This window comes from Pseudanabaena sp. Chao 1811 (assembly GCF_027942295.1).
Classification (GTDB): Bacteria; Cyanobacteriota; Cyanobacteriia; order Pseudanabaenales; family Pseudanabaenaceae; genus Pseudanabaena.
Genome location: NZ_CP101416.1, coordinates 1710351 through 1734244, shown reverse-complemented (window position 1 = coordinate 1734244; position 23894 = coordinate 1710351). Strand labels below are relative to the sequence as shown.

At 43.4% G+C, this 23894-nt stretch carries 22 protein-coding genes; 11 read left to right on the top strand and 11 right to left on the bottom strand.

The window, feature by feature from the left end; translation table 11 throughout:
• Window positions 1-4: 4 nt before the first annotated feature.
• From NMG48_RS08180 to petJ, 5 genes are all read right to left on the bottom strand, one after another.
• Complete coding sequence (locus NMG48_RS08180) at window positions 5-712, bottom strand: hypothetical protein (RefSeq protein ID WP_271254765.1); 708 nt, start codon at window positions 710-712, stop codon at window positions 5-7.
• A 144-nt stretch (window positions 713-856) separates the two neighbouring features.
• Window positions 857-2047 (bottom strand): urease accessory protein UreH domain-containing protein, encoded by a 1191-nt coding sequence (locus NMG48_RS08175; RefSeq protein ID WP_271254764.1) that lies wholly within the window; start codon window positions 2045-2047, stop codon window positions 857-859.
• Window positions 2048-2147: 100 nt separating this feature from the next.
• Window positions 2148-2600: a hypothetical protein gene (locus NMG48_RS08170; protein WP_271254763.1), complete on the bottom strand. Its 453-nt coding sequence runs from the start codon at window positions 2598-2600 to the stop codon at window positions 2148-2150.
• Window positions 2601-2779: 179 nt separating this feature from the next.
• A complete protein-coding gene (locus tag NMG48_RS08165; RefSeq protein ID WP_271254762.1) occupies window positions 2780-3376 on the bottom strand; it encodes a superoxide dismutase family protein in 597 nt (198 codons plus the stop codon).
• Window positions 3377-3449: 73 nt separating this feature from the next.
• Window positions 3450-3791 (bottom strand): cytochrome c6 PetJ, encoded by a 342-nt coding sequence (petJ, locus tag NMG48_RS08160; RefSeq protein ID WP_271254761.1) that lies wholly within the window; start codon window positions 3789-3791, stop codon window positions 3450-3452.
• Window positions 3792-4018: 227 nt separating this feature from the next.
• On the opposite strand from petJ, the gene NMG48_RS08155 reads away from it, so the two are divergent.
• The 4 genes from NMG48_RS08155 to NMG48_RS08140 all read left to right on the top strand — a co-directional run bounded on the left by NMG48_RS08155 (window position 4019) and on the right by NMG48_RS08140 (window position 10468).
• Window positions 4019-4417, top strand: a complete 399-nt coding sequence (locus NMG48_RS08155; protein ID WP_271254760.1) for a hypothetical protein — start codon at window positions 4019-4021, stop codon at window positions 4415-4417.
• A 179-nt stretch (window positions 4418-4596) separates the two neighbouring features.
• Entirely contained in the window at window positions 4597-8187 is a 3591-nt protein-coding gene (locus NMG48_RS08150) for an nSTAND1 domain-containing NTPase (protein WP_271254759.1), read from the top strand.
• A 246-nt stretch (window positions 8188-8433) separates the two neighbouring features.
• Complete coding sequence (locus NMG48_RS08145; protein ID WP_271254758.1) at window positions 8434-9324, top strand: Sll0314/Alr1548 family TPR repeat-containing protein; 891 nt, start codon at window positions 8434-8436, stop codon at window positions 9322-9324.
• 295 nt (window positions 9325-9619) lie between these two features.
• A complete protein-coding gene (locus tag NMG48_RS08140; protein WP_271254757.1) occupies window positions 9620-10468 on the top strand; it encodes a Cof-type HAD-IIB family hydrolase in 849 nt (282 codons plus the stop codon).
• Between the two features lie 110 nt (window positions 10469-10578).
• Here the strand turns inward: NMG48_RS08140 and NMG48_RS08135 are convergent, their stop codons facing one another.
• Window positions 10579-11364, bottom strand: coding sequence for a Uma2 family endonuclease (locus NMG48_RS08135; RefSeq protein ID WP_271254756.1), 786 nt, complete (start codon window positions 11362-11364; stop codon window positions 10579-10581).
• A gap of 265 nt (window positions 11365-11629) precedes the next feature.
• Here NMG48_RS08135 and NMG48_RS08130 point away from each other — a divergent pair, with 265 nt between their 5' ends.
• Together NMG48_RS08130 and NMG48_RS08125 are read left to right on the top strand one after the other, a co-directional pair.
• Complete coding sequence (locus NMG48_RS08130; RefSeq protein WP_271254755.1) at window positions 11630-13099, top strand: serine/threonine protein kinase; 1470 nt, start codon at window positions 11630-11632, stop codon at window positions 13097-13099.
• Window positions 13100-13149: 50 nt separating this feature from the next.
• Window positions 13150-14109, top strand: a complete 960-nt coding sequence (locus NMG48_RS08125; RefSeq protein ID WP_271254754.1) for an endonuclease/exonuclease/phosphatase family protein — start codon at window positions 13150-13152, stop codon at window positions 14107-14109.
• Between the two features lie 27 nt (window positions 14110-14136).
• Here the strand turns inward: NMG48_RS08125 and NMG48_RS08120 are convergent, their stop codons facing one another.
• Both NMG48_RS08120 and NMG48_RS08115 read right to left on the bottom strand, forming a co-directional pair.
• Window positions 14137-14742 (bottom strand): DedA family protein, encoded by a 606-nt coding sequence (locus NMG48_RS08120; RefSeq protein WP_271254753.1) that lies wholly within the window; start codon window positions 14740-14742, stop codon window positions 14137-14139.
• Between the two features lie 147 nt (window positions 14743-14889).
• A complete protein-coding gene (locus NMG48_RS08115) occupies window positions 14890-15732 on the bottom strand; it encodes a C39 family peptidase (RefSeq protein ID WP_271254752.1) in 843 nt (280 codons plus the stop codon).
• A 374-nt stretch (window positions 15733-16106) separates the two neighbouring features.
• Between NMG48_RS08115 and NMG48_RS08110 the strand changes: the two genes are divergently transcribed.
• Window positions 16107-16457, top strand: a complete 351-nt coding sequence (locus tag NMG48_RS08110; protein ID WP_126383981.1) for a DUF6464 family protein — start codon at window positions 16107-16109, stop codon at window positions 16455-16457.
• Between the two features lie 35 nt (window positions 16458-16492).
• On the opposite strand, the gene NMG48_RS08105 is transcribed toward NMG48_RS08110, so the two are convergent.
• The 3 genes from NMG48_RS08105 to ppc form a co-directional block, all read right to left on the bottom strand.
• Window positions 16493-16993: an outer membrane beta-barrel protein gene (locus NMG48_RS08105; RefSeq protein WP_271254751.1), complete on the bottom strand. Its 501-nt coding sequence runs from the start codon at window positions 16991-16993 to the stop codon at window positions 16493-16495.
• Between the two features lie 207 nt (window positions 16994-17200).
• A complete protein-coding gene (locus NMG48_RS08100; protein ID WP_126383975.1) occupies window positions 17201-18250 on the bottom strand; it encodes a Gfo/Idh/MocA family protein in 1050 nt (349 codons plus the stop codon).
• Between the two features lie 115 nt (window positions 18251-18365).
• The gene (ppc, locus tag NMG48_RS08095) at window positions 18366-21293 is read right to left on the bottom strand and encodes a phosphoenolpyruvate carboxylase (RefSeq protein ID WP_271255259.1); all 2928 of its coding nucleotides are present in this window, start codon (window positions 21291-21293) and stop codon (window positions 18366-18368) included.
• Between the two features lie 398 nt (window positions 21294-21691).
• Here ppc and NMG48_RS08090 point away from each other — a divergent pair, with 398 nt between their 5' ends.
• From NMG48_RS08090 to NMG48_RS08075, 4 genes are all read left to right on the top strand, one after another.
• Window positions 21692-22912, top strand: a complete 1221-nt coding sequence (locus NMG48_RS08090) for a UbiH/UbiF/VisC/COQ6 family ubiquinone biosynthesis hydroxylase (RefSeq protein WP_271254750.1) — start codon at window positions 21692-21694, stop codon at window positions 22910-22912.
• Window positions 22913-22941: 29 nt separating this feature from the next.
• Window positions 22942-23292 (top strand): hypothetical protein, encoded by a 351-nt coding sequence (locus NMG48_RS08085; RefSeq protein WP_271254749.1) that lies wholly within the window; start codon window positions 22942-22944, stop codon window positions 23290-23292.
• Window positions 23293-23379: 87 nt separating this feature from the next.
• The gene (locus NMG48_RS08080; protein ID WP_271254748.1) at window positions 23380-23631 is read left to right on the top strand and encodes a DUF4258 domain-containing protein; all 252 of its coding nucleotides are present in this window, start codon (window positions 23380-23382) and stop codon (window positions 23629-23631) included.
• Window positions 23628-23879, top strand: a complete 252-nt coding sequence (locus NMG48_RS08075) for a DUF2283 domain-containing protein (RefSeq protein WP_271254747.1) — start codon at window positions 23628-23630, stop codon at window positions 23877-23879. Before NMG48_RS08080 ends, NMG48_RS08075 begins: the two co-directional genes overlap by 4 nt.
• Window positions 23880-23894: the final 15 nt, after the last annotated feature.

Here is a 23894-nt window from a genome sequence, read left to right as displayed (position 1 = left end):
AATCCTATTCTCCTGACAGTTTCTGTCTAAGCACTTTCTCTAACTCAGCAATCGGCGCGTCAAGATCGAATAAATGAATTTGTCCCTGTTCTAATAACAATCCTATTTCCTCACGCCGTTCCATATCTGGATGCAACGCTGCATTAGCAATCTCATCAGCCAATCTACCGCTACCTGCGATTGCCACAATCGGCCGATCAACTTTAGTACTTTCCTTAGCATCGACTAAAGCGATCTCGCCACCATTGATTAGTACTGTCACCGATGGATAATCTCCAGCCAATAAACTCGCAATCTTTGCTAACCAAGGCGATTCGTCTCCCCAGTTAAATCCTGCTACAAGAAAGAAATGTGTATGGTGAGGTTCTAAGGGCACAGATTTGAGTGGTGGATTGGTGGTATCAGGTAGTTGGACAAGTCCTATGGGCGAAACACCAATTAGCGGGAATCCAAAACCTGTTTGACGTTTAGCATCTCCCATCAGTTTCATTACCCCTGCATCCGTCCCACCGTCCACCACAAAGCAGCCTAAATTGTTTACTAATGGTGCAAGAACTTCTACAAATAATTTTTGCAATCGTGCAAAATCTTCATCAGAAATTAAACTCGCACCACCAATCACGACTAAAACAGGGCGAGTTTCTTGCAAACCCATTGCATCTATTGCCGCCGATAAGTCTTGCTGACGCTCAACTTCTATGATTTGCGCCACTGATCCATTCTCGAAATTAACTTGAAAGCTGGGTTGCATCTAAGGAGACCGAATTGCTTAGCTTAATGTAGCAAAATTCTGCTAGTCATTATTTGATGTGGCTACAATATCATGCGATCGCAATTTCCAATCTAGCGATCGCAATTACTTTCTAAATCTCCAAGTCCTAATCAACAAAGTCCCCACCGTAATTACCCCGCATAAAATCGTTAAAATCCAATTTTTCGGAGTCCAGTCCACTGCACCGAGATAATTAGAACCGATCGCAATTGTATGGATTGACGCTAATACCAACGCAGGAACCGATAGTAAATGTAAATAGCGCCAAGACTTACCGAGTTTAGTCATCATCCAATCGGAACTAGTAAGTGCGGCAGGAGTCATCAATGCGATCGCGATCGCGCCGAGCCAGATGGAGACCTGATGCCTTGGAATCATGAAGGATAAAGCATCAAAGTTCCATTGGAAAGTATGCTCGATCATGTGGAATGTGTGGGCAATAGATAGAACAAATGCACCGACACCGATCGCACGGCGATAGGTCATTAATCCAGACCAAGGTTTAAAAATATGACTGAGGGGACGGGCGGCGAGAGCAAGGATCAACAAAATTAAACCCGCATGACCTGTGTAGTCCACCATGTCACTGGTGCGTAATAGGGTTAAGATGCCGATGGTGAGCGTAATCCATCCCCCCATGCGAAATAACTGACTACGGCGATCGCGACTTAATAAACCTGCAAACACACCAATACCAATCATTGAGGGTAAAGTACCGATACCAAAAGCCAACATCGTCAATGCCCCCTGTCCCATACTGCTCGTTTCGGCTGCCTTAATCTGGGCGGTATAGAGAAATCCACAGGGTATTAATCCCCAAGTCATCCCCAGTAATGCAGGCATAAGTGGATGGGAATGCAGAGATAACTTCATCATGGCAGCATTGAGTCGTTGGTGGAGGGCAACCATTGCCATAGGATTTAAAAAAGGAATATTAGGCAAGCCTTCGGGCTTAATTTGGGATATTCCCATCCACACTAATAAAGTCCCTGTGAAAATTGCTAACCAACGGCGCAAGTCGCTCTCAATCCCCGCCAACTGTCCGCTAGCTACAAGTACAGAACCGATCGCTCCAATGGCAGCCCCTGTGATCGCATAACTGCAAATTCTGCCAATATTGAGCAATATATGGAAATAAAAATGCTGTTGCCACACTTTAGGCTGATTTTCTTTACCTGAAAGTGAAAAAGCAACGGTCAAAGGTCCACACATGCCCACACAATGACCAAAGCTCCCCAAAAATCCTAAAGCAGCAACAAGCAATAAATCCAACATTCTTTATTTATACCGCTTTGTGCCGAACTATATCTATATCTGTATATAGCGTTTTGAATTACAGGGTTATGTCCCCGCCGAAGGCGGGGACATAACCCTGCTATTTGCCAACATTCGTAGTAAAAGTTAATTCAAAGGGGGCAAAATTTTCACCTTCCCTTGGTGAACCACTCAGTTTTAACTCATATCTTCCTATCTGGGGAAAAGTAACTTCGAGGCTAGGTAATCCAAAATAACGCGCGATAACATTTAGCGAATTGGATAAAGTAAATTTAATGCTGCGATCGCTTAGTGATCGCACCTCCATTTGACAATTACATTTCTCATAGGGAATGATTTCGCCACCCCTTTTAGTCAAAGCGATCCAGATGCGTGTTTTCTTGCCAGCAATGGGGCGATCGTTTGGTTCAATATGAATTGTGCCACCGACTTCCTGTGAAGTTCTCACCTCATGGGCAATTTTAATAGGTAAGGGATTGCTACTTGAATGAGACTCTAGGTTCGGAGCTGTAGATAAATTCAAAGTCAATACAATGGAAGCTAATTCAAGCATGGGTGATCAGAGAAGTTCAAATTGAGCAACAGATTTTTGGTCAAACCAGCAATAAATGTCATAATCTTTACCTTCAATTAGTCAAGCATAAGTAAACTTAAAATCCATATTTATGTAACGTCCGCATAGCAGGTGGTACATAAATATGGGTTGCGTTGATAAATATGCTGAACTACTTACTATTCAGATTTAATAACGCCACAGGCAATCCGAGTTTTGTAATCCACATTAGGAATTGTCGATTTTCCATTTGCACCTGCATGGATGAGGATTGCTGTACCTCCCTGCTTGAGCAAAGAATTTTTGCCAGTACCTAAGGTTAGGGCTGGTAATATGGCGGTTAATGAGCCAGTACCATCCTGCTGCACATTAATGTTGGGCAAATCTCCCGCAGGTTTTTGGTGCTTTCCATCTTCATGCTTGTGATGAAGCTCATGCTCTCCAGTCTGATCTGAAGGTTGGGGATTGAAATGATCGCCAGCAGTCTTAAAGTTTGGTGCGTCACATTTTCCATTTTCATGGAGATGCACCATATGTTCACCCTTTCTGAGTTTCTGCACTTGCAAAGTTACTTTGACACCTGCATGGGTTTGAACAAAGGTGGCAGTTCCTATCTGTTCGCCTTTGATATTGAAAATACGCGAACTAGCTCTAGGGATTTTGGTTTGTTCAGTGGCTATAGCTGTAGTTGGAGTAGCGATCGCTGCTACGGTAGCGCAGGATAGCAAGACTACGAATTTAGATATAAATCGAGATTGAAAATTATTTTGATTCATGCAATTACCTAAAAAATGCAACTTTTATAAATCAACAGTAAAGCCACGCATTGCGTGGCTTTACTGTTGATTTTTAGCCTTTAGCCCAACCGTTCTGAGCTTGCTCTAGGACGTAGTTTGCTACTAAGTTAATTTCCTCGGCGCTAAGTTTTTTGCCAAAAGCAGGCATAGCTCCTTTGCCATTGGTAACTTGCGCGGTAATCGCTTCAACGGTGTTCTTGCCATACTTTTCTAAAGCATCTGCTTTCAAGGTTTTGGCTGCGACTACATTATTTCTGCCACCTGCATGACATTGAGCGCAGTTATTGTTAAAGATTTTTGCCCCTGCGGATACTTCTGCAAATGCGGGCTGACTGAAGGTGAGACTCATTAAAATAGTTAAGGCGATCGCGAGGATCGAAAAAATGCGTTTCATAGTTTATTTATTCCTTTATATATTCACGAAAAATAAGGGCAAAGCCTCCGCTAATGCCCTACGCGGTTTTAGCCGCAAAGTCGAGTTGAATTTTAGTCTGTACTCATCATGATGGTATTTGCTCAGTCAGTCAAAAGACAGCGCGTCAAACAAGAGAGAGCTTGCTTTTTTTATGTAAACTATATAAAATTTAGATAAAGTTTAGTCATTCATTGGAGAGTCAGACGATGGAACCAGTTTCTCTCATTATTACTGCGTTAGTTGCTGGTGCGGTTGCTGCTTCTAAGGATGTAGCAGAAAAAGGCGTTAAGGATGCTTATGAGGGTTTAAAAGCGCTGATTAAGCGTAGGTTTGCTGACAATAATGGGGCAAAAGTGGTTTTAGAGGAACATGAAAAAGATCCTGAAACCTATGAAGTACCACTCAAGAAGAAATTAACTGAGGCCGCGATCGATCGCGATGCAGAAATTCTGAGAGCCGCCGAGGATGTACTGAAACAAAATGATCCTGAAGGGTTTAAAGATGGCAAATACAATACAACTGTAACGGTTGCGGGTGATGTGTTTGGTGTTGCTGGTACAAACACAGGAACGGTTAATGTTGGGAATGTGAATAAGGGGAAATAAGCGAAGATATCTAAGCCCCCTAAATCCCCCAATTCTGGGGGACTTTGAAAGAATTTTATTTTCTTGTTCCCCCTAAGTCCCCCAATTCTGGGGGACTTTGAAAGATAGTTCTTTTCTTGTTCCCCCAGAATTGGGGGCTAGGGGGCAATTATCAGTAATTAAGTTTAATAGAGGTTTATGTGACTGAACCCCATTCCGATGTATCTGCTCAAGATGTTTTTGGCGTTGCTGGGACAAACACAGGAACGGTCAATATCACCTATATTTCTCAGACAAAATCTGATGCTGAGATTCAGGCTAGCAAACTGATTGAGGCTTCGCCTTATCTGGGTTTGGAGAAGTTTGGTGTAGAGGATCATGATAAATTTTTTGGGCGCGATCGCTGGATTGAAAATTTAACAGAGCATTTAAAACATAAGAATGTGCTTTTGCTTTTGGGCGCATCTGGCAGTGGGAAATCATCGCTGATTCAGGCGGGATTAGTGCCTGCGTTAAAAAAGCAACCAAGTTTGAGTCTATTTAAGCTATTCTCTTTTGTTCCTGATGTTAGTCCCTTTGAATCTTTTTATGTCTCTCTTCAACCTACATACAAATCGAAAGCGAAACTGGCTCAAATAGTTAAAGAGGATACGTTAATTCAAGTGGAGCAATCTCTGAAGCAGGATGCTCAGTGGTTGATTTTTATCGATCAATTTGAGGAGTTGTTTACGCGCACACCGAAGACAGAGCGGGATTTGTTTATTAAAAGTCTGATTAAGTTGATTGAGAAATCAGATAGTTCTATTAAAGTCATTTTGACGATGCGGGCGGATTTTCTGGATAAATTAAGTCCTTATCCAGACTTAGGGAAACTCCACGATCGCTATAGTTTGATGCTCACAGATATGGACGATCGCGATCTGAGATTGGCGATCGCGGAACCTGCGGCTAGAAATGGCGTTGTTTTTGAAAAGGGATTAATCGAGCAAATTATTGCTGATTTTAAGCAACAGGCTGGTTCTTTGCCGCTTTTGCAATATACCTTGAATTTATTGTGGAATAAGGATGATCTGCAAGACAGGGTTTTAAATGCTGAGACTTATCAGGAGTTGGGGGGCGTAACGGGCGCACTTCAGCAACAGGCGAATAGGATTTATGGTCAATTTAATGAACAAGAACGGAAAGTCGCGGAGCAAATTTTTCTAGAGTTAATCGAGTTGTCGGGCAAGGAGGCGGTGAGTAGAAGGGCTGACAAGGCGATTTTTGAGGTGGATGCGATCCAAAAGGATGTGCTGGATCAACTGATCGATCATCGGCTTTTGGTGAGCAAGGGAGAAGATGGCAAAGCGACGGTGGAAGTTGCCCATGAGGAATTGCTGCGTTCTTGGAAGGTGTTACAGGATTTAATTCGAGAAAAGGAGGAGATCATTGTCCTCAGAAATCGCTTGTATGCGGATGCGAACCAGTGGCATGAGTTGGGTCAGCAGGATCGGCAAAAAGCTAATAGCGAACTCTGGAATGGCTCGAAGTTGGCGCGAATTGTGGAACTCCAAAAGGAAGGATCTCTGCCTAATTTGGATGCGATAGCGATCGCGTTTATTGAGTCGAGTGTCACGCAAGTGGAACGACAGAAGAATGAAAAGATTAGAACCGCGAGGCGAATTGCGGCGGGTTCGTTGGTGGCGGTGCTGATTAGTGCGGGGTTGGGGTGGATGGCTTGGCAAAAAAATAGAGAGGCAGAACTTAATCTTGCCGATGCTCTTGGATCTGCGTCTTTGTCTCTGTTGGATAAGGGAAAGGAATTGGATGCTTTTGTTACAGCAATTAAGGCAGGGAAAATCCTACAAAGCCAACGGGTAAGCCGTCCAGAGGTGACAAACGCTCTGCTAGAAGCTCTTAATGAGGGAGGCGAACGTAACCGCATAGAAGGGCATGATAGTTCTGTCATAAGAGTGAGTTTTAGCCCCGATGGCAAGACTTTGGCTTCTGGTAGTGGTGACAAGACAATCAAACTTTGGAATCTAGAGACAGGAACTGAAATTCGCACCCTCAAGGGGCATGAGAAAGCTGTCAATAGCTTGAGCTTCAGCCACGATGGCAAGACTTTGGCTTCTGGTAGTGATGACAAGACAATCAAACTCTGGAATCTGGAGACAGGAACCGAAATTCGTACCTTCAATGGGCATGATATTTCTGTCACAAGAGTGAGTTTTAGCCCCGATGGCAAGACTTTGGCTTCTGGTAGTGAAGATAAGACAATCAAACTCTGGAATCTAGAGACAGGAAACGAAATTCGCACACTCAAAGGACATGATAACTTTGTCTTTAGCGTGAGTTTTAGCCCCGATGGCAAGACTTTGGTTTCTGGTAGTGGTGACAAGACAATCAAACTCTGGAATCTAGAGACAGGAAACGAAATTCGCACCCTCAAAGGACATGATAACTTTGTCTTTAGCGTGAGTTTTAGCCCCGATGGCAAGACTTTGGTTTCTGGTAGTGGTGACAAGACAATCAAACTCTGGAATCTAGAGACAGGAACCGAAATTCGCACTCTCAAGGGACATGATAACTTTGTCTTTAGCGTGAGTTTTAGACCCGATGGCAAGACTTTGGTTTCTGGTAGTGGTGACAAGACAATCAAACTCTGGAATCTAGAGACAGGAACCGAAATTCGCACCCTCAAGGGACATGATAACTCTGTCTTTAGCGTGATTTTTAGTCCTGATGGCAAGACTTTGGCTTCTGGTAGTTGGGACAAGACAATCAAACTCTGGAATCTAGAGATAGGAACCGAAATTCGCACTCTCAAGAGGCAGGAGAACTCTGTCAATAGCGTGAATTTTAGTCCCGATGGCAAGACTTTGGCTTCTGGTAATAGTGCCTATAAAATCAAACTTTGGAATCTAGAGACAGGAAACGAAATTCGCACTCTCAAGGGACATGATAACTCTGTCTTTAGCGTGAGTTTTAGCCCCGATGGCAAGACATTGGCTTCTGGTAGTGTTGACACGACAATCAAACTCTGGAATCTAGAGACAGGAACCGAAATTCGCACTCTCAAGGGACATGATAACTTTGTCAATAGCGTGAGTTTTAGCCCCGAAGGCAAGACTTTGGCTTCTGGTAGTGGTGACTATACAATCAAACTCTGGAATCTAGAGACAGGAACCGAAATTCGCACCTTCAAAGGACATGATAGCTCTGTCTATAGCGTGAATTTTAGCCCCGATGGCAAGACTTTGGCTTCTGGTAGTGGTGACTATACAATCAAACTCTGGAATCTGGAGACAGGAACCGAAATTCGCACCCTCAAGGGACATGATAACTTTGTCATTAGCGTGAGTTTTAGTCCTGATGGCAAGACTTTGGCTTCTGGTAGCTTTGACAAGACAATCAAACTCTGGAATCTAGAAACAGGAACCGAAATTCGCACCCTCAAGGGGCATGATAAGTCTGTCGGGAGTGTGAGTTTTAGCCCTGATGGCAAGATTTTGGCTTCTAGTAGTAAAGACAAGACAATCAAACTCTGGAATCTGGAGACAGGAACCGAAATTCGCACCCTCAAGGGGCATGACGGCAGTGTCTTGCACGTGAGTTTTAGTCCCGATGGCAAGACTTTGGCTTCTGGTAGCAGTGATACCACTATCAAACTCTGGAATCGTAATACAGGTTGGGATTTAGACGCTTTGATGGGGCGCAGTTGCGACAGAGTACGCGCTTATTTAACCTACAACATTAACGTCAGCGAAAGCGACAGACATCTCTGCGATGGGATTGGTACGCAAAAGTAGTCGAATCGCAAATGTAAAACTGATCGCTAGCTTGTGATCTAGACCATCAGGTGAAGGTCAGAAACTTTTTGTAAATTAAAATCGTCTTTCGATATATCAAAGTACTATATTGCAGGCAGATCAAAAATTCAGACTAAATTTAGATTAAGTGTTTAGGTTAAGTCCGAATAAATTTTGACAGAATGCCTAAGAATACGATCTAAACTTTGCTAACTACCTATAGCCTGAGATTTTCGGGGAAATTATATGAAGCGTCCTTTGAAACCAATATCTGCACCAATATTTGCATCCCTATTGGCAGCATTAGTCAGCGTCGCCACCGCAATGCCTAGCTTCGCCGCCGATCCGTTTCGCACCTCAAATGCTAGGGCGATCGGTAGCGAAACCCAAAAAGCCTTTGAACTAATGTTTAAAGAGGGCAACTATGTAGAGGCAGTGAAGCAAATAGACAAAGCCATAGGTACAGAAGCTGATGAGCCACTCGTCTTTGCGTTGCGGGCTTCGACTTTTTATGCCAAAGAAGACTATCTAGGAATGCAAGTAGCTGGCAAACGAGTTCGGCGCAATGCTGAGGCATTACAGGGGAAAGATAACCTCCGTGCCTATCTTTATCTAGCTGCAAGTGACTTGATTGAAGCTGGATATATTGTTAAAACTGAAGGCGTATCTAGCGCCCCTAGAGCTTTGCCCCTTGTGCAGAGTGTATTTGACAATATCAAAAAAGCACAGGATATCGACCCTAACGATCCTGAGCTGAATTTGATTAAGGGCTATATCGATATGCTGATTGCCTCAGTACTACCTTTGTCTGACCTTGAGTCTGCATTAGCAAGCCTGAAGCAATATGCGGCTCCTGACTATCTGAAATGGCGTGGTATTGCTCTAGCCTATCGTGATGCAAGAATTGCGGCTCCTGCCTTAGAAGCCGTAAATAAGGCACTAGTTTCTGCACCTAACAATCCAGAGCTATATTATCTGAAGGGGCAGGTGTTGTGGATGGGGAATAACGTGCCTGAGGCGAAAAAACAATTTGAACTCGCTCTGAGTAAAGCCAAGCAGTTGAACCCAAGTCTGTTATCTGAAATTCGTGAGCAATGTCGTAATATCTCAGGTGGGGTAGCCTGTCCTGAAAAATAATTGACGCTCATCCTAAGAAAATGTCAGTTCGGGTTAAGCTGGCAAATTTTAAAAGCCCAAAAGTAAAAGCCTTGCTAAGCAAGGCTTTTACTTTTGGGCTTTGAGAGAGGGTTTGCTACGCAAACTCTCTCTCAAAACTCGCGTAAAGAAAGGTGACGCAAAGCGTCACCTTTCTTTTTTATAAGCATCACTAACTACAGCCTGACTGGGGCAATTTTCGCTACACTATTGCCAGCTATTTCGTAGGAAACCCGTATTTTCCCTACATATATTTATATAAGGCAAGCAAAAACTCATGGCGCAAGACATTAAACTGGTCGTGGTAGATATTGATGGCACGATTAGCGGTGATGCCAATCAGGTCAATGATGCAGTTAAAGAGGCAGTCAAAGCAGCTCAGGCAAAGGGGGTAAAGGTCGCGATCGCCACAGGGAGAATGTATCGCTCAGCATTACGCTTTCATGAAGCGATCGCCTCAGATATGCCATTGATCTCCTATCAAGGTGCATTTATTAAAGATCCTCAAACCGATGAATTAGTAGGACATTGGCCAGTTGAACTAGAGCAGGCTCTTTCTTTGTTAGATGATCTGGGCGAATTTGCGACCCATGACCAGCTTTCGATTCATATCTATGTCAATGATGAACTCTATGTTCGCAAAATGACTGCCCAAACCCAAGCCTATGCCGAACGTTCTAAGGTTGGCGTTAAGGTAGTTGGTGATTTGCGCGAATTTTTGACTAGTGCTAGTACCGATCATCCCCCCACAAAAATTCTGGCTCTGAGTGATACCGCCGAACTAGTAACGGAAATGCTAAGAGTATTGAAAGATCGCTATACGCCGCAGCAACTTTATCTCACGAAGTCGGTGGCGACATTCTTTGAGGCAACCAATCCGATCGCTAATAAAGGTACTGCCGTAAAACATTTAGCAGAGAATATTTTGGGATTTGATCGCTCTCAGGTTTTAGCGATCGGTGATAACTTCAACGATTTAGAGATGATCGAATATGCAGGCATCGGTGTGGCGATGGGTAATAGTCCTGAAGGATTAAAGCCTCTCGCGGATTGGGTTGCGCCTAGTGTGGAAGATGATGGTGCAGCCGCAGCGATCGCCAAATTTGTTTTAAGTAGTCAAGCATAAGTAAACTTAAAACCAATATTTCTGTACCGCCCGCGTAGCGGGCGGTACAGAAATATTGGTTTCGTTTATAACTATGCCGAGCGACTTATAAGATATGACACTCTAGGCACTTAAGCCTCTGGTTCAATTCCTGCCGCCTTGAGTTGAGCAAGTAAGCGATCAGCGCGTTGGCGTTCTTGTTCAGCGCGTTGGTGTTCTTGCTCAGCGCGTTGATATTCCTTGGTTGCTCTTTGGCTTTCAATCTCAGCACGTTCTGAGCCAGTGATTAATAAATTGCCTTGAGCATCCCACCAACGGAGCCAAGGTAGTTCTATATTTTGATATTGTCCTTGCCAAATCCCGATCTCAACCCCCAGTTGTTCAATGGGGTAATGTCCGCGCTCATTAGCGGGTACAAGTTTAAATTGATTGCCAACAAATTGATATAGCTCAACGCTAGCAGTTTGAACCTCGTAAATGCCATAAAAAGCAGGACGAATCACCTGTTCATAGATGAAGAATTTACCTTTCCAAGGCGTTTTATCCCTCTCTTCCTTACCAGTTCCAGACACAAATTCCAAAATGATTAACGGAGCAATAAATTCTTGCCAGAGAACATAGGAACGTCGCGGAATCCCATTTAATAATGGGGGTACATTTGGTACATAAAACCAATCGGGAGCCTCTGCTCCTTTTTCGGGAGGTTCAGTCATGCGCCAATAAATGCCGCTATCCTGACCGATCGCATATTGTCCATCGGGATGGATTTTTTGTAATACAGGCTCTATTGAATCTGTCAGGAGAATACTTTGGGGATGCTCTTGGAAATTTTTCACAAATGTGCCATCTGACTCTGGCAGTTGGGTGTGATCGGGTAGTACAACAGGATCTATAGATGGATCGATTGTGAAAGTCATGACTTTCGATCTTCCTCATTGTCATTATGTTTATATTATAAATAGCTCAGCATGGTTGTAAACTCAACCCAAATTGTGTGGCTGCCCACATAGCGTGCAACCACACAGTTTAAGTTTTAAGTTTATCTATGCTTAATACCAATTCACGAAAGTATGACAACACTTTCGCGAATTAAAAAACAAGCCCAGTAAGGATTTTTAAAACTAAAAATGGCGTAGCCATTTTTAGTTTTGGTATAACTACTCAATTCTTTGAGCAAATTCTATGACTACACTTCAGCCTCAAGAAGTCATTAATCAGCGCTATCAATTAGAACGTCAACTAGGTCAGAATGCAGGACGAGAAACTTGGCTTGCCAAGGATTTGCAGCAAGAGAATGAACTGGTGGTGGTCAAGCTATTAGCTTTTGGAGGGAATGTGCAATGGGAAGATTTGAAACTGTTTGAACGGGAGGCAAATGTACTTAAACAGTTAGATCATCCAAGGATTCCTAAATATCGCGATTACTTTTCCATTGACGATCGCTCTTTGTGGTTTGGACTCGTACAGGAATATATTCAAGGAAATTCTTTGCGAGAATATATTGCTCAGGGACATAAATTTACAGAAGTACAGGTCAAACAAATGGCGATCGCCATTTTAGAAATTCTCATTTATCTGCATGAATTGAATCCTCAAGTTCTCCATCGTGATATTAAGCCTAGTAACTTGATTTTGGCTGGTAAAGAAGGGGAATCTAGAAATATTTATCTGGTGGATTTTGGAGCAGTACAGGACAAAGCTAGTGCTGAAGGCAAATCTTTTACCGTGGTCGGAACCTATGGCTATGCGCCGATGGAACAATATGGAGGTAGAGCCGTAGCTGCCTCTGATCTCTACGCTTTGGGTGCAACGATGATTCATCTATTGACGGGGATTTCTCCTGCGGATTTACCACAGGATGATGATGCAAAGATAGTTTTTCGCGATCGCACCAGTGCTAGTTCTCATCTAGTGCAATGGATTCAAAAATTAGTAGAGCCTACAGTCAAAAAACGCTATGGGTCAGCGAGAGAGGCTTTACAAGCTCTCAAAGAACCATCGGCTCCCTTAGTAAAACCTCAAGTTAACTCGAATATATCTGCCCCAACTGCCACGGTTCGCCCCAAGCGTAGAGTTTATCCACCAGACAATACCAATATCCAAGTTGAGCAATCGGCAAACCAACTGAGAATTATTATTCCTTGTCAGATCTGGACAGCAATTGCGATTTGGGTATTAGTTATTGTAATTAGTTTCTTTCTTCAGCCATTTTTTCCTAGTATCCTGATACTCATTGCGACTATAGGAAATTGGAGCTACATTGGTGTTGCTTTCATCTTACTACTATTGCTCATTGGCACTGTAAATTCCCTAACAACCATCATCTTAGAAATCGGTGAGCAAGAAACTTGGTTAAGGCGATCGCTACTTGGCAAAATTTACTGGCACGCGAAATTTCCCACCCGTGAATTTCAAAGGGTAGAGCCACAATGGAAAATGATTGAAAGAAAGAATAGTAACTTTTTCAATTGGCTCGCTTGGGCTGCGAGTGAACCCAGTGAAGATAACTCAATGAAGTCTAATGTGATTCTCTATCTAGCGGGAGTTCCCTATACTTTGGCAGTATCCGATTTGCGACCAACGGAGGTGAGTTGGTTAATCGATGTACTTGAAGATTTTTTACATCAAATTAAGATCGGTAACTCTAGATGATTTTTTGAGTGGTTCATTCTAAGCTATAGCCTTGCTGACATCTTGTTTTCATGAAATATGTGAATATTATGATGCGATCGCGTTTTCACAATGTTAAATACTTACATATTCTGGGTTTAGCTGTTTTTGGTGTATTTGCGATCGCTGCGGGTTGCTCCAATCCCTTCGCGACTGCCAATACCCCCGACCAAATTCGCCTCGGAACCTTTAATCTGGAAAATTTTGATGGATTGAACTCAGCAAAGGTTGATGCGGTGAGCCAAATTATTGAGCGGAATTTTGATGTCATCGGCTTACAAGAGGTCAGTCCCGTCGCTGCGGAGAAGCTCAAAGAGAAGTTGAATAAATCTCAAAAATGGAACTTTATCTTAGGAGAATCGGGCAATAAACAAAGGGTCGCTCTTTTCTATCGCCAAGATGAAGTATCTGCTCAAAAAGTGACGGAATGGAAACAGGTAAATATCACAGGGACTTTGCGATCGCCCCTTGTCACCTACATCAAAGCTGGACAGAAGTTTGATTTTACCTTAGTAGTAGTGCATCAAAAGGGTAGTGGCGGTGCTGAGGCTGATCGCCTGCGTCAACATCAAAGCGATATCCTACGGAAAGAGGTTGATCAATATCAAAAGAATTCTCAATCCGATCCTGACTTGATTCTGGTCGGCGATTTCAATAGTCCCACATGGGCAGAACAAAATCGAGGCTTACGTGATGCACCCTTGACCTTCTTAACAAGATCGGTGGAAACCAATGCTCAAGAGAACTGTTTGAAAAAACATGGTCAACCGAAAACCCCTGATGGTCGTCCGCGTTATTCCAATCGTGGCACTGGTTGCGTCATCGACCATATTGCTGTTTCCAAAGCTCCTAAGGGTGCAGAAGAAGAATATATTCCTCAATCAGTGCAAATTCTCGATCCGCAAAAAGATTTAGGCTTTGATAGCGATCGCACCTATTTTTCTAACGTCTCTGATCATCTGCCCGTTAGAGCTATCTTTCGTACAAAATAATGAAGATGATGCAAAGCATCACCTTCATTATTTTTCGCGTTCTGGAAGTAAATGTAAAAGCGAAGGAACAACCGAAATCACAACAATAGCGATCGTAATAGGAAGCAAATATTTATCAACATCAGGAATAACATTTCCCAATCCATAACCCAATAGAGACAAACCAGAAGTCCAAATCAAGCCACCAACTAGATTAAACTTAAAGAATGTTTCATAGTCCATTTTCCCAATGCCTGCGACGATGGGGGCAAAAGTGCGAACAACGGGCAAAAAGCGAGCTAGGATGATAGTTTTTTTTCCATGCTTATCATAAAAGTTTTGTGCCTTGATAATATGCTTCTTATGGAAAAATATCGAATCTTCTCTAGAAAATAATTTATGCCCAAAGCGTTTGCCTGTAGCATACCCCACGTTATCTCCCAGCACTGCACAAAAAAAGCATCCGATAATCAGTGCAAAAATATTGAGCTTTCCTATAGAAGCCAAAAAACCTGCGGCAAATAGAAGCGAGTCCCCTGGTAAAAAGAAACCGATAAGTAGACCAGATTCTGCAAAGACGATCGCCCAAATTGCTAAATGACCACCGATAGATCCCAGAGAGTCAACTAATTGCTTCGGTTCTAAAATATTCACGCTGCCTTAATACCTTTTTTAATCTTGTTTTATAGCACTTTGTATTGATTCAAATGCCAATAAATTTTTAGAAAAACTAGCAGATTGGCTAGTTTTTCTAAAAATTTGTTACGGCTCAATGACTCTATTGAGCCGTAATGGAGAGGATTATAGTCCTGAAGGTAAACCCGTTGGCTTGCCCTTAATACTGGTGACGACTCTTCCCCAGCCAGCTTCACCGCCGCCATCCCAAAAAATTTGCTGCATTACCGTATAGGTATAGGGATCATAAGCTCCACCAACCCCAACATCATAGCTATCGCTAGCCCCATGACGAGTTCCGTAAGGATCATGGACAAGCCAAACTTTTTTGTTAGGGTCATGTCCCACGATCAGGCAAATGTGACCACTGCCTTTATACGCAAATCCTACAACTACAGGAATATTTGCCTTAAGAGACATTAAGACATCTTTTGCGGAGAGGGAATAGCTAAAGTAAGAGTTGATACCGAGTTCTTTCAATGCCCATGTTTGAGCATCGTGATCAGTGGTATCACCGTACTTACCCACGATTCGCATATAGACAGATTCGGGTTCGGCAAATCCCTGTGCTTTTGCCATAGTTGTCAAGGCTCCATTTAGCACAAAATCGGCTAGCATCGTATTGCTAGTCGTATTGCACTGTCGCCAACCAGGTCCAAAGATTGCCTGATCATTATCTAATTGTGAACAATATTTGACTGGTAGTTTAATCAGGGTATTAAGATCTTCTCCCTCAATTTTGATATGAGGATCGTAGGCATAGACCTTTTGCAGTTGCGCTTTGCCATCTAAGGCAGGGAATGGAGAGGCAAGAGTTAGCAGAAGATGTTGATTGCGATCGGGGCTATACTCAGTCACAAAAAAAGACTGCCCCTTTTTGATAAAAATCTTCTCGGAATCGGCTAAATCCGTTGAGCCAAGCAACTTTTTTTTCAGAAAAGTGTCTGCTTCGGCGATCGCTTTGGGCATAGGATAACCTCGGAGTGAATGCGATAATTATGTAAATCATCGCATATCACAATCAGGAATTATTTATAGATTTTTGAAATCTTGTATTTATCAACTATTTATAAGTAGCTAGTCATAAATAAACTGAAAACCGAAAAGATTGTTCCGTCCGCTACGCGGGCGGAACAATCTCTGGTTTTAGGTTTTAATATGCTCATCTACTTAGCTGTCGTCAAGTATGTAAAATCCAATAAGAGAATGGTGGCGCTTTGCGCTGCCATTCTCTTATAAATCATTGGTGGTCTATTGCGCTGTCTCTCATTGTGAGGTTTTAAATTATAATGACGCTGTAACTTAATGGCACAATGTCTTAGCGCAATTAAACACTTAACCCTATGGAAATATCAGCAGTGCCTACAGAGGTGTGCACCCTTCATCCTGAAAGCACTTTGGGTAAAATATATCTTGATTGGATGCCTCAACCAGGAAACTATATTGATTTAGAAGGTAAAACCTATGTGATCTTAGAGCGCCGTCATCGATATCAGTTTCGGAGAGGAAAATATAACTTATTTAGGGTCTTAGTATATGTACAACCAGCACCAGAGAATTTAGAAAGAAGCTTGGTGAATGGACGTTGGATAATTGGGGATGGAAGTTGTCGATATAACGCAGGTTCGGAAATACTTCGTTGTGCGGTCAATCCGAATGGCCCTTGTCAGGGATGTCGCTTTTGGGAAGCATAAAAAAGGCGGCGCATTGCGCCGCCTTTTTTGGGAAGTTAGAATTGAAGACCCACGCCAGCTTGGAGAGAGGTTCCTGCAGAACCATTACTTTGTCCATTAAATGGAATTACGGCATTGCTATAAAGCAACATATTTTTGTTGAGACTAACTTCGACACCAGGTTGAACTGCAAAGGCAGTTTGATCACCCGTCATGCTGCTGTTACCACCAACTTTAAAGGAAGCACCAGCACCAAGATAAACGTTAGTGCGATCGCCTACTGGCAAGTCATAGGAAACAGTAGGAACAATGGAAGTACCGCCATTACCAAAGAGAACAGAACTTCTAACGGAAAGTGGTACGTCATCAAACTTATAGCGACCTGCTAAGTTTGCGCCAACGTTAGAAGGGTTAGTAGCCAATCCTTGGAGAGATATGCCAGCACCTACATAGCTACCTGGTAATTTTACTTCTTCGGCTGAGGCGACTGCGCTAAAGGAGGTAAGAACTGAAGTAGCGATCGCAACACCTAAATAGATTTTTGTAAGAGCTTTCATGAGATTGATTTCCTGCTGAACTATGCCTATTTTGACTGGAGATAATTGGCATAGTTCCCATGTTCCCTTTAATCTCAAAAGGGCAGAAATCCATTCACCGACTGGATTTCTGCCCTTTTGAGTGGTTTCTATCTCTAGAGAATCATGCTAATGGGTGAGAGATATAAAAGGAACTTGGCTTTGGTAAGTTCCTTTTGATGAATCTTTTTAGGAATAATTTCCTGCGGTGGCAACCTCGCGTAATTGCAAATCACAACTTCTCCAGACTTGACCATCGATCGCTGTTTGTTCGATCAGACTAGCGAGACGGAGGGTTTTTAAAGCTTGATCACCGCCGACGGAGGGTTGTGCCTTATCACGAACACAGGCAACAAAATGCTCTAGTTCGGCGTGCAGTGGCTCAATGTTGCTGGTATAGACTTTTTCGATGAAGCCATCTTGACGATAGAGGACTTGTCCGTAATCGGTTGTCCAGTTGGCTGTAGTTTGACGGTGAATCAAAATTTCGTTATTGAGGAAATCGGACTCGGTGAGGGAGTTGGTACAGTGAGCCGTGATTTTGCGCTTTTTGCGATGGGTAACTTTGCTGGCGGTAAGCGTAGCGATTACGCCATTTTCAAAACCGATGGTAGCGGTTACATAGTCGAGATAGCTGGATTCTGGGGAAACGCGATTACCATGAGCGGAGACGCGCACGATCGCTGATGGTACTAGTTCAAGGATCAGATCAATATCGTGGATCATCAAATCGAATACGACCGAGACATCATTTGCCCTTTGGGAATAGGGACTCATGCGATCGGCTTCGATCGCTAAAATCGTCTCATGCTTTAAAACTTTGCTGAGTTCTTGGAAAGCGGGGTTAAATCTTTCAATATGGCCAACTTGGAGAATACGGTTATGGTCGGCAGCAATTTTAACTAAGGCTTCGGCTTCTTCGATGGTGGCGGCGATCGGCTTTTCGATCAGCACATGTACGCCAGCCTTCAGGCAAGTTGTGCCAACATCGTAATGTAGGCGAGTGGGAACGGCGATACAAACTGCATCAACGAGGGGTAAGAGTTCGCGGTAGTCTTCAAAATAAAGTACACGGTGTTTGTTTGCTGTATCACGCCCACGCTCTACACTGACATCGGAAACACCAATCAATTCTGCATCCTTGAGCAAGCTGAGGACTCTTGCATGATGCTGCCCCATATTACCGATACCAATGACACCAACCCTTATGGGATCGTGGAAATTACGATTGGGGCTCATACTCCTCACACACGCTCAATAAACACGCTCAGTTTGTCCAAAATCGTAACATGGATGTATAACGCTTTGCGCTCTAAATAGAAAGCACCCCTAGGGTGCTTTCTATCAATAGGGATCAACCTGTATTCCGCATACCTGCCGCAATGCCGTTAATAGTGAGTAATGCCCCACGTAATAGCTCGTTCTTGGAATAGCGCGATCGCAGATCGACGGTATCAGGACGATGTTGACGGAGACGCTTGAGTAAAGATGCTTGAATAAATCCAAGTGGCACAATTGAGCCATTGCGGAGCTGCACTGATCTTTGGAGATCGCGATCGCTATCTAGCATTTGTTTTTGACCTGTGATCAATTGCAGTACTTTGCGTGTGCGTTGAAACTCTTCGGTGATTTCCGCAAATATTTCGACAAAGGCTTCCTCGTAACCCTCTTTAGTTAGCTCTCGCATGTAGTGATGGGCGATTTGCAGATCGGTTTTGGCGATCGTCATCTCGACACGGGAGATCGCCGTTTTAAAGAATGGCCATTTGCTGTAGAAATATTGCAATAGTGACAAATGCCCGTCGGGGTTTTCTTGGAGAAATTCTTCTAGGGCTGCACCGATGCCATACCAAGAGGGTAATAAAAAGCGGCTTTGTGTCCAACTAAATACCCAAGGAATGGCTCTGAGACTGCCAAGATCGCGCTTACCCGCACGACGGGCAGGACGGGAGCTGATTTGTAACTGGCTAATTTCTTCGATCGGCGTAACTTGGTGAAAAAATTCCACCAGATTCGGCTGCTCGTAAATTAAATGGCGATACACTTGGCGCGATCGCTTAGAAATTTCTTCCATCGTGTCCAGCCAGCAATCGAGGGTATCGGTGCTACTGGGTAATAGGGCAGCTTGAATAACTGCTGTGGTGATCGTTTCGAGGTTGTAAAGAGCGATTTCGGGCAATGAATACTTTGAGGCAAGTACTTCACCCTGTTCGGTGATCTTGATCCTGCCTTCGATGCTGCGACCGGGTTGCGCCAAGATTGCCTCATAGGTCGGGCCACCACCACGTCCAACTGAGCCGCCACGTCCATGAAACATCCGTAGTTCCACCTGATATTTTTGGCAAACATCTTGCAGCGCCCGCTGGGCTTTATAAATTTCCCAGTTACTACTCAAAAATCCTGAATCTTTGTTGCTGTCAGAATAGCCCAGCATCACCTCTTGTAGATGATCGTGACTTTCAAGATAGGCGCGATAGAGGGGCAATTCAAACAACTCCGTCATAATTGGCGGTGCGCTTTGCAAGTCCTCGACCGTTTCAAAGAGGGGGGCAATGCTGAGGGAGCCTTTGCCTGTAGCAGGGTCGTAGAGTCCTGCTTCCTTGGCGAGGAGCAATACTTCAAGAATATCGCTGACACTACGGTTCATACTGATCACGTAGTTGTTGCAAATTTCTACGGAAAATTCCTGTTGAACCTTTGCCACCATCCGAAATGTCTCAATAATCTCGTTGGTTTTGGTACTAAAGTTTAGATTGGCAGGGATCATTGGGCGGCGCGTTTTTAGCTCTTGCGTTAACCAAGTCACCTTTTCTACTTCAGTGAGTTCATCGTAAGGCTTGGGTAAAAGTTGCAAGGTCTCGGCAATTTCGGTGATCGTATTGCTATGCTGCGTACTTTCTTGGCGAATATCAAGGTGTGCTAGGTGAAAACCATAGACCTCAACTTGGCGGATCAGATTCTCAAGGGGCTTCGGATTGAGTTTGGTTTCGATTAAACTGGCTTGAACTAGCTTTAACTCTGATAAGAAGTCGGCAACATTGGTATATAGCTGATGCTCTTGCCCTTTGGTAGACAATTCCATTTCCGAGGCTTGCCAACCGCTATGGCGAAGCTTTTGATTGCGATCGCGCGTTCTCTCTAGTCTATTTTTGATGTAGGCGAGTTTGAGTCGATAAGGCTCTTGGCGGAATTTGATCGAATATTTCTCGTAAATTTCAGGTAAATGGATTTGGTCATCACCAAGGGAGTCTAGTAAATCTTGAGAGACATCACTGAGGCTTTGGGATAGTGACAGTAAACGGCTGAGGCGATCTACGGACTTAATATATTTGTTTAAAACTAGATTGCGTTGATAGCAGGCGGTTTGCCATGTGACTTCGGGGGTGACATAGGGATTGCCATCGCGATCGCTGCCAACCCATGAACCAAATTTGCAAAAGTCATAGCGCGGTAACTTTAGTTTCGGAAAAGTTACAGAAATTGCGGAGGCAATGCGATCGTAAAGAACTGGGATCGCATCAAATAAAACTTCCTCAAAATAATGTAGGGTGTAGTCGGCTTCGTCTAAAACAGTGGGCTTAATTTGGTTTAGCTCATCAGTGCGCCACCAGAGACGGATTTCCTCTGCTATTTGGTCTTGTAATGAGGCTGCTTCCCAGTTCATAGCGATCGCTTGGGTGACAGCTTCATCGCCACGAAAGCCGATTAAGCGATCTAATTCCTTGAGCATCTTGGCGATCGTGCGCTGCTTCTCTCGAATGGTATGGCGCACAATTTCCGTAGGGTGGGCAGTGAAGACGAGGCGAATATCAAGATTGTCTAGGATCTTTTGGATTTGACGTGGTGGTACATTGAGCTTTTTCAGTTCAGGAAATAGCCAGCGAAAGGTACCAACGGGATATTCGGTTTCGCTATTGATCGGACTAACCCGATAGATGCTAGTTTGTTCCTGCTCATGATCTTGTTCAACAATATTAATGAGTTGAAAAAATAAAGCAAAGGCTCTAGCGGCTGTGGTTGCTTGGTGTAAATCTAGACTTTCAACCACCTTTAGCACTTCTTCCGCAGGGTATTCAGGGGCTTGCCCCTCTGGTGAACACATCGCCCGCAGTTGCCTCAATAAATCAACTAGTTCTTGACCGCTTTCTCTTAATAGGACTGATTCCCACAAATCCTCGACGAGCTTGAGACGATATCGCAGACGAGAATTGGCGGCACGCAGATCGCTCTCAATGTTGACAATCTGTACTAATGACGCTGACAGTGCTGCTGGGGAACTCATCCAACTTTCTCCAATATTTCTTTCTAGTCCAAAATTTTCCTGCTGTGCTGAAATCTCATGGCAAGAAGCAAGCATAAAATCTCTATTGTTTTCTATACCATACCAGCCTACCCGTTTGTTAGTTGTAGCCTGTTTTGCTAGTAATTTGCTAGGAATCTGCTAGTAATTTTTTGGTTATCATTTGTGAGCGCTCTAGTTAAAAATATCTATACTTCTGCAATATTTCTTTACAAAGCGTCCATAATGAAGAGAGAACACGAAGTTTTACGCTCTTGAGGTAAAGCTATCGAGCAATCAAAAAAAGACGCTTTGTGCCTTCTATTCAACTAGAACCATTGATAATCAAGGGAGAACGCAAAGTATCTTCTCTTGGAGTAGTAGGAGTAATAATTTAACTCATGTTTGATGTACTAATTGTTGGTGCGGGTATGGTGGGCGCGAGTTTAGCTTGTGCGCTAGGTGATAAGAACTGCGCGGCAACCCGTGATCTCAAAGTGGGAATTATTGAGGCTAATGGTAATTTCTTGCGCGGAGAATTTACTGCCGATGGTCGCGCCAGTGCGATCGCCTATGGATCGAGCCAGATTTGGCAAAATATCGGTGTGTGGGGTGGGATGCAGCGTCGTGGAGTTACACCGATGCACGCGATCCAAGTCTCAGAAGGTGATCTGCCCTATCAGGTGCAATTGCGGCGCGAAGATATGGGGCAAGAAGCCTTAGGCTATATTGTCGAAAATTCAGTGACCTTGGCTTCGCTCTGGGAATTTGCGCGGGAATGTCAAAATTTGGAATTAATTTGTCCTGCCAAAATTTTAGATATTGAGGAGGTCACAGAGCGCAATGTCATGCGCGTAAAAATAAGCTCCGACATTGGTGAGCAATATCTAGAAACAAAATTATTAGTGGGAGCCGATGGTGGGCGATCGCTAGTACGGCAATTAGCCAATATTGCGATCGATCAACGCCCATACGAACAAACCTGCATCGTCACTACGATTCAGTCAGAAAAGCCTCACCAAAATTTTGCCCATGAAAGATTTCAGCCCAGTGGACCCTTCGCAATTTTGCCACTCGGTAGCGATCGCTCTTGTATCGTCTGGACTGCCACTACTGAGGAAACGCCCCATCTGCTTGCCCTCGATGAATCGACATTTCTCCAAGAGTTAACTCAACGTTTTGGTAATCCCCTCATGGAAAAGCTCGGCAAGATTAAAGTAATTTCCCGTGAACGCGCCAACTATGTTCCCCGTTGGATGCATAGCCAGACATATATCCAGTCCCGTTTAGCCTTAATTGGTGATGCGGCGCATACCACGCACCCGATCGCAGGGCAGGGCATGAATCTCGGTATTCGTGATGTCAATGCTTTAGCCAAGGTGTTAAAAGCTGCTCATCAAAACAAAGAAGATCTCGGCGCGATCGCTGTCCTAAAGCGTTACGAATCCAAACGTAAGTGGGATAACCTCGGTGTGATTTTGCTGACACATATTTCTAACATCCTCTTTTCTAACCATAATTGGTTCTTCAAAGTCTTACGCCGCTTTGGGTTGCTCCTTTTGCAAATTGCGCCTCTCAAGCGCATTTTGATGTACTTTATGATGGGCTTACATCAGGTATAGAATTGAGTTGTGAGCCAAGGGAGCTAAAAATGACTCAAGAAATAAACAATAGACTAGATCGCGTAGAGAGTGCTTTGATTGCTTTAACTGAAGAATCTCAAGCATTACGCCAAGAATTACGTGCTACTAATCAAGAATTGAGATCTACCAATAGTAGATTAGATAGCCTGATTGAGCATCTTTACACTCAACGTGATGTGGTTGCCCTTGATGTGGTGGATATAAAAGATGAGTTACACGAACTCAAGGAAGTCACTAAACAACAAAGTGCAACTGCCGATCGCTATGCAATTTCGGCTCAACTGCAAGCGGAAACAGTGAAAATTCAAGCTGAAAATATTCGGATCATGATTGAAGCTTTGAATCTCAAGCAGGCTTAAATAAAAAATTAGATAATTTAGATATTGTCTATGGGAAATAAACCCTGAAGCTACGCATATTCGCATCACAAAATTTAAAAATTTCCCGTGGATTTTGAGCTAACTGAACACGCAAAATTAAGGATTAGCGATCGCCAAATATCCTTGAATTGGATTAAGATGACTTTAAGCGCACCTCAAAAAGTTGAATTAGACTCCAAAGATCCTGATTTACGACATGCTCTGTTAACCATTACTGATTACGACAATAGGGTTTTGCGGGTCATTTATAATGTGAAAGTCATCCCTAATAAAGTTGTCTCAGTATATTTTGATCGAAAAATGCGAGGGAAATTATGAGAGTTGAATATGACCCGATCGCTAATGCTGCTTACATTCGTATGCGAGAAACAGAAATTGTAGAGTCAGAAGAAGTGGCTGATGGGGTTATTTGTGACTTTGATGAACAAAACAAGATAGTTGGTGTGGAAATTTTAAGTATTAAACAAAGATCTCCCACTCAAATTAAAAACATCATTTTTCCTTTCGATGAGCAAGACAAGCAAAATCTCAAGGAGTTATTTAGTATTTTTGAACTCGCTTTTTAGGGAGGCAGTTTGAAT

Coding starts and splice junctions, on each gene's coding strand:
- NMG48_RS08175 (WP_271254764.1), bottom strand. CDS start 2,047: ATGTTGGATTTATTGCTTGTTGCTGCTTTAGGATTTTTGGGGAGCTTT.
- NMG48_RS08170 (WP_271254763.1), bottom strand. CDS start 2,600: ATGCTTGAATTAGCTTCCATTGTATTGACTTTGAATTTATCTACAGCT.
- NMG48_RS08165 (WP_271254762.1), bottom strand. CDS start 3,376: ATGAATCAAAATAATTTTCAATCTCGATTTATATCTAAATTCGTAGTC.
- petJ (WP_271254761.1), bottom strand. CDS start 3,791: ATGAAACGCATTTTTTCGATCCTCGCGATCGCCTTAACTATTTTAATG.
- NMG48_RS08155 (WP_271254760.1), top strand. CDS start 4,019: ATGGAACCAGTTTCTCTCATTATTACTGCGTTAGTTGCTGGTGCGGTT.
- NMG48_RS08145 (WP_271254758.1), top strand. CDS start 8,434: ATGAAGCGTCCTTTGAAACCAATATCTGCACCAATATTTGCATCCCTA.
- NMG48_RS08140 (WP_271254757.1), top strand. CDS start 9,620: ATGGCGCAAGACATTAAACTGGTCGTGGTAGATATTGATGGCACGATT.
- NMG48_RS08135 (WP_271254756.1), bottom strand. CDS start 11,364: ATGACTTTCACAATCGATCCATCTATAGATCCTGTTGTACTACCCGAT.
- NMG48_RS08130 (WP_271254755.1), top strand. CDS start 11,630: ATGACTACACTTCAGCCTCAAGAAGTCATTAATCAGCGCTATCAATTA.
- NMG48_RS08125 (WP_271254754.1), top strand. CDS start 13,150: ATGAAATATGTGAATATTATGATGCGATCGCGTTTTCACAATGTTAAA.
- NMG48_RS08115 (WP_271254752.1), bottom strand. CDS start 15,732: ATGCCCAAAGCGATCGCCGAAGCAGACACTTTTCTGAAAAAAAAGTTG.
- NMG48_RS08110 (WP_126383981.1), top strand. CDS start 16,107: ATGGAAATATCAGCAGTGCCTACAGAGGTGTGCACCCTTCATCCTGAA.
- NMG48_RS08105 (WP_271254751.1), bottom strand. CDS start 16,993: ATGAAAGCTCTTACAAAAATCTATTTAGGTGTTGCGATCGCTACTTCA.
- NMG48_RS08100 (WP_126383975.1), bottom strand. CDS start 18,250: ATGAGCCCCAATCGTAATTTCCACGATCCCATAAGGGTTGGTGTCATT.
- ppc (WP_271255259.1), bottom strand. CDS start 21,293: ATGAGTTCCCCAGCAGCACTGTCAGCGTCATTAGTACAGATTGTCAAC.
- NMG48_RS08090 (WP_271254750.1), top strand. CDS start 21,692: ATGTTTGATGTACTAATTGTTGGTGCGGGTATGGTGGGCGCGAGTTTA.
- NMG48_RS08085 (WP_271254749.1), top strand. CDS start 22,942: ATGACTCAAGAAATAAACAATAGACTAGATCGCGTAGAGAGTGCTTTG.
- NMG48_RS08075 (WP_271254747.1), top strand. CDS start 23,628: ATGAGAGTTGAATATGACCCGATCGCTAATGCTGCTTACATTCGTATG.